Annotated in this window: 8 protein-coding genes and 1 pseudogene; 2 read left to right on the forward strand and 7 right to left on the reverse strand. The window is 67.8% G+C overall.

Annotation, left to right across the window (positions count from 1 at the left end):
* Positions 1 to 26: 26 nt before the first annotated feature.
* The 7 genes from PHS32_RS07150 to phnG form a co-directional block, all read right to left on the reverse strand.
* Positions 27 to 1,184, reverse strand: a complete 1,158-nt coding sequence (locus tag PHS32_RS07150) for an alpha-D-ribose 1-methylphosphonate 5-triphosphate diphosphatase (protein ID WP_301078235.1) — start codon at positions 1,182 to 1,184, stop codon at positions 27 to 29.
* The gene (gene phnL / locus PHS32_RS07155) at positions 1,181 to 1,900 is read right to left on the reverse strand and encodes a phosphonate C-P lyase system protein PhnL (protein ID WP_301078236.1); all 720 of its coding nucleotides are present in this window, start codon (positions 1,898 to 1,900) and stop codon (positions 1,181 to 1,183) included. The genes PHS32_RS07150 and phnL overlap by 4 nt, the downstream gene beginning before the upstream one ends.
* On the reverse strand, positions 1,897 to 2,703 hold the full coding sequence (gene phnK, locus PHS32_RS07160; RefSeq protein WP_301078237.1) for a phosphonate C-P lyase system protein PhnK: 807 nt from the start codon (positions 2,701 to 2,703) through the stop codon (positions 1,897 to 1,899). Before phnK ends, phnL begins: the two co-directional genes overlap by 4 nt.
* Positions 2,700 to 3,614, reverse strand: a complete 915-nt coding sequence (locus PHS32_RS07165; protein WP_301078238.1) for an alpha-D-ribose 1-methylphosphonate 5-phosphate C-P-lyase PhnJ — start codon at positions 3,612 to 3,614, stop codon at positions 2,700 to 2,702. The genes phnK and PHS32_RS07165 overlap by 4 nt, the downstream gene beginning before the upstream one ends.
* Positions 3,611 to 4,783, reverse strand: coding sequence for a carbon-phosphorus lyase complex subunit PhnI (locus PHS32_RS07170; RefSeq protein WP_301078239.1), 1,173 nt, complete (start codon positions 4,781 to 4,783; stop codon positions 3,611 to 3,613). The genes PHS32_RS07165 and PHS32_RS07170 overlap by 4 nt, the downstream gene beginning before the upstream one ends.
* Positions 4,784 to 4,872: 89 nt before the next feature.
* Positions 4,873 to 5,472, reverse strand: a complete 600-nt coding sequence (gene phnH / locus PHS32_RS07175; protein WP_301078240.1) for a phosphonate C-P lyase system protein PhnH — start codon at positions 5,470 to 5,472, stop codon at positions 4,873 to 4,875.
* Positions 5,469 to 5,933, reverse strand: coding sequence for a phosphonate C-P lyase system protein PhnG (gene phnG / locus PHS32_RS07180; RefSeq protein ID WP_301078241.1), 465 nt, complete (start codon positions 5,931 to 5,933; stop codon positions 5,469 to 5,471). The genes phnH and phnG overlap by 4 nt, the downstream gene beginning before the upstream one ends.
* Before the next feature lie 367 nt (positions 5,934 to 6,300).
* Between phnG and PHS32_RS07185 the strand changes: the two genes are divergently transcribed.
* The gene (locus PHS32_RS07185; protein WP_301078242.1) at positions 6,301 to 7,464 is read left to right on the forward strand and encodes an ABC transporter ATP-binding protein; all 1,164 of its coding nucleotides are present in this window, start codon (positions 6,301 to 6,303) and stop codon (positions 7,462 to 7,464) included.
* Positions 7,457 to 7,726, forward strand: a pseudogene (locus tag PHS32_RS07190) (hypothetical protein); the annotation flags it as partial. The gene PHS32_RS07185 and the pseudogene PHS32_RS07190, both read left to right, overlap by 8 nt.

Here is a 7,726-nt window from a genome sequence, read left to right on the forward strand (position 1 = left end):
GTCCGGGCCGATGCGCTGCTTCATTGTCAAAGCACCCGCTGCCCTTCGCGCCAGACCGAGCGCACCACGCCGTGGTGTTTTCCGTCGGGCGTTTCAACCATGCGCACGCGAACCAGGTCGGCGCGCAGGCCGCTGGCAATCTCTCCCCGGTCCAAAAATCCGGTGGCACGCGCCGGGTTGCGGGTCACCGTGGCGACAGCCTGCGCCAGCGACATCAGGCCGTCGTCGACCAGGCGAAAAACGGCGGTCAGCAGACTGCCCGGCACGTAGTCGGACGAGAGGATGTCCAGCAGTTGCTGGCGCGCCAGTTCCGCCGCCGCAACATTGCCCGAGTGCGAGCCGCCGCGCACCACGTTGGGCGCGCCCATGACCGTCAGCAGGCCGCGGCTATGCGCCTCGCGTGCCGCCAGCAGCGTGGTCGGAAACTCGGAGATGAAAGCGCCCTCGGTGTGCGCCTGCTCCACATGGTCCACCGTGGTGTCGTCGTGGCTGGCCATGGCGATGCCGTGGCCGCGGCAGTAGTCGGCAAAGTAGGCCCGGTGCGGCACCGCATACTGCGCTTGCATCGACGCGGCGTGCGCCACCTGGTGTTCAAACTTCTCCGCGCTCCAGCCTTTTTTTCCGGTGTAGTAGACGCGCGCATGCTCCAGGTTTTCCCATTGACGCTGGCCCGGGGTGTGGTCCATCAGGGAGATCAGGGACAGGCGCTTATGGCCGTGAAAAGGCCGGAACAGGTCAATCGTGTTGGCCGCCGGCAACTCGCAGCGCACGTGCAGGTGATGATCGGCGCGCAGCATGCCGCGCTCGGTGCTGTGGTCGATGACTGAAATCACGCGCCCCATGTCGCCGCCGCGCAGGCTGTCGTGCTCCACATCCCCGATCCCCATGGCATCGAAAACGGTGGTGATGCCGGCCGCCGCGATCTCGGCATCGTGCGCCAGCAAGGCCGGCAGTTCAACCCAGTGCACCTTGGGCCGCGGTATCAGGTGGCGCTCGAAGTTGTCGGTGTGAATCTCGACCAGGCCCGGCAACAGATAGTCCCCTTCCAGATCCAGCGCCTGCGGTAACGCCGTGCCACCGCTGTGGACCTGGCCCAGGCGCTTGCCATGGACGCTCAGCGTGCCCAGCACCACCTCTTGCGGCAGCACTAGGCGCGCATTGCTGAAAACCAGCTCGGCGCTCACGGCACGGCCCCCGCCATGGACGCATCAAGCCGGTACCGCTCGACGTCCAGCAAGCGCGTCGCCACCGCCTCACGCACTTCGTCGTCATGGAAGATGCCGATGACGGCGCTGCCCTGCTCTCGCGCCGCGCGTATCAGCTCCACCACCACGCGCCGGTTGTCGCCGTCCAGCGAGGCCGTCGGCTCGTCCAGCAGCAGCACCGGTGGGGCGCTGATCATGCCGTGGGCGATGTTGACGCGCTGCTGCTCGCCACCCGAAAAAGTGGCCGGCGGCAGATGCCACAGCCGTTCGTTCAGATTGAGCCGTTGCAGCCACAGCGCCGCCTGCGCGCGTGCCTCGTCGGCACTGTGTCCCAGGCGGCGCAGCGGCTCGGCCACGATGTCCAGCGTGGCGACGCGCGGAATCACGCGCAAAAACTGCGACACGTAGCCCAGCGTGCGCCGCCGCACGTCGGCCACCTCGCGCGGCGCGGCGCCGGAAAGGCTGACCCAGTCGCCCAGATGGCGGATACGCACCTCGCCGCTGCTGGCGCCGTAGTTGCCGTAGAGGCAGCGCAGCAGGGAACTCTTGCCGCTGCCCGAATGGCCGGTCAGCGCCAGGCATTCGCCGGCGCGCACGCTCAAATCGATGCCGGCGAACACCGGCAGTTGCAGGCCGCCGCGGCCGTGCAGCGTAAAAGTCTTGGACAGGGAAATGGCTTCAATCAGGGGATTCATGGCGTCAGCACCGAGGAAACAAGCAGTTGGGTATAGGGATGCTGGGGGTCGTCCAGCACGCGGTCGGTCAGGCCTTGCTCGACCACGCGGCCGTCCTTCATGACCAGCATGCGCTGCGCCAGCAAGCGCGCTACCGCCAGGTCGTGCGTGACCACCACGGCCGCCAGTTGCAAGTCGTCCACCAGCTCGCGCAGCAGGTCCAGCAGGCGCGCCTGCACCGACACATCCAGCCCCGTGGTCGGCTCGTCCATGAACACCAGGCGCGGGTGCGTCACCAGGTTGCGCGCAATCTGCAGGCGCTGCTGCATGCCGCCGGAGTAAGTACCGGGCAGGTCGTCGATGCGCGCGGTGTCCAGTTCCACGCGCTGCATCCAGGCGACCGCCTCGCTGCGCAACTGGCCGTAGTGCCTGGCACCCAGCGCCATCAGGCGTTCACCGACATTGGCGCCGCCCGAGACGTTCATGCGCAGGCCGTCCCGGGCATGCTGCTCGACGAAGCCCCAGTCGGTGCGGGCCAGCCAGCGCAGCCGCGCCTCCGACAGCGTGGCCAGGTCCACCAGCGCGCCGGACTGGCTGTCGGCCTCGGCGCGCAGGTCGTAATGGACCGCGCCCTCGTCGCAGGCCAGGCGCGCCGCCAGCAGGCGCAGCAGCGTGCTCTTGCCGGAGCCCGACTCGCCCACCACCGCCAGCACCTCGCCGGGATAGAGATCGAAACTCACATCGCGGCAAGCCCAGCGCGGCTGGCCTTGCTGTACGAAAGCCTTGCCAGCTTGCCGCGCCGACAGCAACACGGGCGGCTTCATACGGCCTCCTGGGCGCTTGCCGGCGATGGCTCGGACAGCGCGTCGCGCAGGGTCACCGCCTGCTGGCCGCCGACATGACCGGCGTCGCGCCGCTGCTCGCAGTAATCGCTGTCGGAACAGACGAACAGCCGGCTGCCGGCATCGTCGACGATCATCTCGTCGAGATAACTCTCGCTGGCGCCGCACAGCGCGCAGGCATGCTCCCAGCGCTGCACCTCAAACGGATGGTCCTCGAAGTCCAGGCTGCGCACCGGGGTGTAGGGCGGGATTGCGTAAAGCCGTTTTTCACGGCCGGCGCCAAACAGTTGCAGGGCCGGGTTCATGTGCATCTTGGGGTTGTCAAACTTGGGGATCGGTGACGGCGACATCAGGTAGCGCTCGTTCACCATGACCGGATAGTCGTAGCTGTGCGAGATGGCGCCCAGTTGCGCGATGTCCTCGTAGAGCCGCACGTGCATCAAGCCGTATTCGCTCAAGGCGTGCATCTTGATGGCCTCGCGCCGGCGCGGCTCCAGCCGGAACAGCGGCTCCGGCATGGGCACCTGGTAGACCAAAACCTGGGCTTCGGTCAGCGCCACCTCCGGAATGCGGTGGCGCGTCTGGATCAGCGTCGCCTCGGCCGTTTTCTCGGTCGTCGCCACGCCCGTGGTGCGGGCAAAGAAGCGCCGGATGTTGACCGCGTTGGTGGTGTCGTCGGCGCCCTGGTCGATGACTTTGAGCACATCGCTCAAGCCGATGATGCTGGCCGTGATCTGCACGCCGCCGGTACCCCAGCCGTAGGCGAAAGGCATCTCGCGCGAGCCGAACGGCACCTGGTAGCCGGGCACCGCCACGGCCTTGAGCAGGGCACGGCGGATGCGCTTCTTGGTGCGCTCGTCCAGAAAGGCGAAGTTGTAATGGCTGTCCGTCATGCGGCCTCCTGCTGATCGTGCCGGAAAGAACTGGCGCCGCCGGCTGCCGCCGGGGCGGCCTGGGCATGGCTGGCGCGCAGTTTGCGCACCAGTTCCAGCTCGGCCTGAAAGTCCACGTAATGGGGCAATTTGAGGTGCTGCACAAAGCCGGAGGCCTCCACGTTGTCGGCGTGCGACAACACGAACTCGGGGTCCTGCGCCGGCGCGATGCGCGGCTCGCCCAGCTCGTCGGCGCGCAGGGCGCGATCGACCAGGGCCATGGCCATGGTCTTGCGCTCGGAGCCGCCGAAAGCCAGGCCGTAGCCCTGGGTAAACTGCGGCGGCAACTCGCGGCTGCCGCTGAACTGGTTGACCATCTGGCACTCGGTGACTTCCAGGTCGCCAATGTCGATGGCAAATCCCAACTCGTCGGGAACCAGCTCGACACTGACGAAACCGCGCCGGATCTCGCCGGCGAACGGATGCGAGTTGGCATAGCCGCGCTGCGTCGAGTAACCCATGCCCAGCAGCCAGCCCTCGTCGCCACGCGCCAGCGCCTGCAGGCGCAAGGCACGGTCGGCCGGAAACATCAGCGGCTCGCGCGTCAGATCGCCGGTTGTCGCATCGTCCCTGGGCTGCGGCGTCTCCAGCAAGCCTTCACGCGCCAGCAGATCGTTGACGCGCGGCACCACCGCGGCGGGCTCCGGGGTTGCCGCAGCGCTGCCCGGCGCACTGTCCGCTGGCGCCTCAGGTGCTGCCGGCGCCGGCTCGCTGGAGTCCTGCTCGGCCAGCAGCGCGAAGTCCAGCAGGCGCTGCGTGTAGTCGTAGGTAGGCCCCAGCAACTGGCCGCCCGGCACCTCCTTGAAGGTGGCGGAGATGCGCCGCAGCAGCGTGATGCGCGCGGTGTCCAGCGGCAAGGCGTAACCCAGGCGCGGCAAGGTGGTGCGGTAGGCACGCAGCAGGAACACCGCCTCCAGCAGGTCGCCGCTGGCCTGCTTGATCGCCAGCGCCGCCAGTTCCGGGTCATACAGTGAGCCTTCGCTCATCACGCGGTCCACCGCCAGCGAGAGTTGGGCGCGTATCTGCGCCACCGACAGCGCGGCGATGTCGGTGTCGCCCCGGCGCTGCTGCTCCAGCAGCCGCCAGGAACTCTCGATCGCGGCAGCGCCGCCTTTTACTGCAACATACATATCAGGCTCCCGCCGGGCCGCCCCAAGGGAAGCCTGCGCCCCCTCGGGGGGCAGTGAATACACAAAGTGATGAGCGTGGGGGCTTCATCTCAGACTCCTTCCAGTCGCCGCACGCGGGTCGTGCGCGGCAGGCCCAAGGCGTATTCGCCACAGGTAAAAACAATGTCCACGCCTTGCGGAAAGGCGGCGTGGTTGACTTGCCACTGGCTCCAGAAATCGATGGGCAACCCTTGCAGCGCGACGCGCTGCTGGGTCTGAATGCCGGGGCCGCGCCATTCCAGCTCCGGCCCACCGCTCAGGCTGGGCAGCTCGATCAGCAGCGTGCAGGAGAACTCGGGCGACTCGGTGCTGCCGGCGGCAAAGTCGGCCAGCGCCAGCCCCTGCTGGATGCCCGTGAGCACCGCAAAGGCGGCCTGCTCGGGCCGCTGCGCCAGCGTCGCACCGGTATGAAAACGCAGCCACTGTGGCAGGCCGGCATCCGGCTGCTGCCACCAGACCGGCGTCTCGTCGTCGCTCAGGCACAGCAACAAGCGCGCCAGCGCGCCGCCCAGCGCCACGCCCGGCAAGGCCTCCCCGACCCAGCGCGCCTGGCCGGGGCGCGCCAGCGCATCGAGCAGGGCGCGAAACGCCTGCTGGCTTTCATGCACGCCATCGACCAGACCGGCCGCCAGAGTTGATGCCGCTGTCATGCCTCACCTCGCACGAAAGTGAAAAATTCGACCTTGGAAGGCGCCACGGCCTGCTGCTTGCGGGCACGGGCCTGCGCCTGTGATCGCGCCAGCGGCTCGATCAGCGAACGCTGCAGCCGGTCGTGATGGCGCGGGTCCTGCAACAAGGCATCGGCCAGCGCCGCCAGTTCGGCCCGGCGCTTGTCGCGACCCAGCGCATAAGAGACGCCCAGCGGACCGTCGCCCAGCCGCAGCGCGCAACGCACCACGCTGGCCTCGCCCAGGTTGAACGGGTTGCCGGTGCCGCCGACGCGGCCGCGCAGCATGACCATGCCGACCTCCGTCGGGCGAACCGCTTGCAGAGGCGGCAATTCGCTCGCCGCCGGCAGCCGGTCTTCCAGTTCGGCTCGGCTGGCGCGCGCCAGCACCGCCAGCCAGGCCGAGCGCGCCGGTTTTTCGCTTGTTGTTGTGTCGCTTGTCATACGGATGTCTAAATCAGTCGCTGGAGTTGTGCATGGCCTGTAGTTCACTCCGCCAACATGAAAGATTTATGACAACCGGGCGAGTTGCATGCGGGTTTTCTTGAACCATGGCACGTGCAGAGGGGGGCACTGTCATGCCGGCCCCGGATCGGGTCCGGGGTTTCAACATCCGGCATCCATGGATTGCGGGTCAGGCCCGCAATGACAGCGCTACGCTGGCACAGATGCCGAGCTGGTGGACGGCGAATATTCCCTGGCAAGGAGTTATCGAAATGTCATAAATCTTTCATGTTGGCGCAGTGAACTAGGCGCCTTGCCCACCGCCTCGAAGCGCTGGATCACGGTTCACAACTCCCTGTGAGGATTTATGTCAAGCATCAGCATCACCGGTCTGTCCAAGTCGTTCGGCGCCACGGCGGTGCTGCGCTCGGTCGACCTGGACATTGAGCACGGCGAATTTCTGACGCTGCTGGGCCCTTCGGGTTGCGGCAAGACCACCTTGCTGCGGATCATTGCCGGCCTGGAGTTTCCCGATTCCGGCGAGCTGCGCATCGGCGGCGCCTCGGTGCTGGCGACCGAGGCCAAGGACCGCAACCTGGCCATGGTTTTTCAGAGCTACGCGCTGTACCAGCACCTGACGGTGCGCCAGAACATCGCCCTGCCCTTGCGCATGCGGCGCTTGACGCGCCTGCAGCGCATGGCGGCGCGCTGGCTGCCCAGCCGCGACACACGGCGCGTGGAGGCCGAGATCGAGACCGCGGTGCAGCGCGTCGCGGCCGCGCTGCAAATCGACCACCTGCTGGAGCGCCGTCCGCCGCAACTCTCGGGCGGCCAGCGCCAGCGCGTGGCCCTGGGGCGCGGCATGGTTCGCGAGCCGGGCGTCTTTCTGCTGGACGAGCCGCTGTCCAATCTGGACGCCCAGTTGCGCATTGCCATGCGCCTGGAGCTGGCCGAGCTGCATCGCCGGCTCGGCTCCACCTTCGTCTTCGTCACGCACGATCAGGAAGAGGCGATGACCATGTCCGACCGCATCGCCGTGATGGCGGTGGGCCGCGTGGCGCAGGTGGGCACGCCCAGCGAGCTGTACGACGATCCTGTTTCGCTGGAGGTGGCCCGCTTCGTCGGCACGCCGCAGATCAACAGCATCGCCGCCGCCATCGATGCCGACGGCATGCTGGTGATCGAGGGCCAGCCGCTGTGCCGGGTCGATCCCAGCCGGCAATTGGCCGATCAGGCCGTGACGCTGGCGGTGCGGCCGGAAGGCTTGCGGCTGGGCCGCATGGGCGCCTCGAACAGCCTGGACGCAACCGTTATCGCGGTCGAGAACCTGGGGCCGGAAAGCCTGGTCAACCTGCGCCTGGACAACGGCGCCTTGCTGGTGGCGCGCCACTTCAAGGAGTCGGGCGCGCCGCCGCAGCGCAACGAGCGCGTGACGCTGGGCCTGGAGGCGGGTGATGCCCTGCTGTTCGACGCCGCTGGCCAGCGTGTGCGGCCGCCCGCCGTATCCGGCCTGGTGCTGGCTTATGCATAGCGGCGCGCTGGTCAGACCCCTGGCACGGCCGCTGCCGCGCGCGGTGCGTCGCGCCCAGATTTCCGCCGCCTACTGGATGGTGCTGCCGGCCGCGCTGCTGCTGCTGGGCCTGGTCGTGCTGCCGCTGCTCAGTGTGCTGGCGATCTCGTTCACCGACTGGCAAATGGGCTCCGGCCAGATCAACTACGTGGGGCTGCAAAACTTCATCGAGCTGACCGGCGACGCGCAGTTCCTGCGCTCGCTGGGCAGCACGCTGCTGTAC

The organism is Rhodoferax sp., from assembly GCF_028714215.1.
Classification (GTDB): domain Bacteria; phylum Pseudomonadota; class Gammaproteobacteria; order Burkholderiales; family Burkholderiaceae_C; genus Rhodoferax.

Bases quoted from the DNA above. Each gene is read 5' to 3' on its own strand.
- phnG (WP_301078241.1), bottom strand. From the start codon at position 5,933: ATGACAAGCGACACAACAACAAGCGAAAAACCGGCGCGCTCGGCCTGG.
- phnH (WP_301078240.1), bottom strand. From the start codon at position 5,472: ATGACAGCGGCATCAACTCTGGCGGCCGGTCTGGTCGATGGCGTGCAT.
- PHS32_RS07170 (WP_301078239.1), bottom strand. From the start codon at position 4,783: ATGTATGTTGCAGTAAAAGGCGGCGCTGCCGCGATCGAGAGTTCCTGG.
- phnK (WP_301078237.1), bottom strand. From the start codon at position 2,703: ATGAAGCCGCCCGTGTTGCTGTCGGCGCGGCAAGCTGGCAAGGCTTTC.
- PHS32_RS07185 (WP_301078242.1), top strand. From the start codon at position 6,301: ATGTCAAGCATCAGCATCACCGGTCTGTCCAAGTCGTTCGGCGCCACG.
- phnL (WP_301078236.1), bottom strand. From the start codon at position 1,900: ATGAATCCCCTGATTGAAGCCATTTCCCTGTCCAAGACTTTTACGCTG.
- PHS32_RS07165 (WP_301078238.1), bottom strand. From the start codon at position 3,614: ATGACGGACAGCCATTACAACTTCGCCTTTCTGGACGAGCGCACCAAG.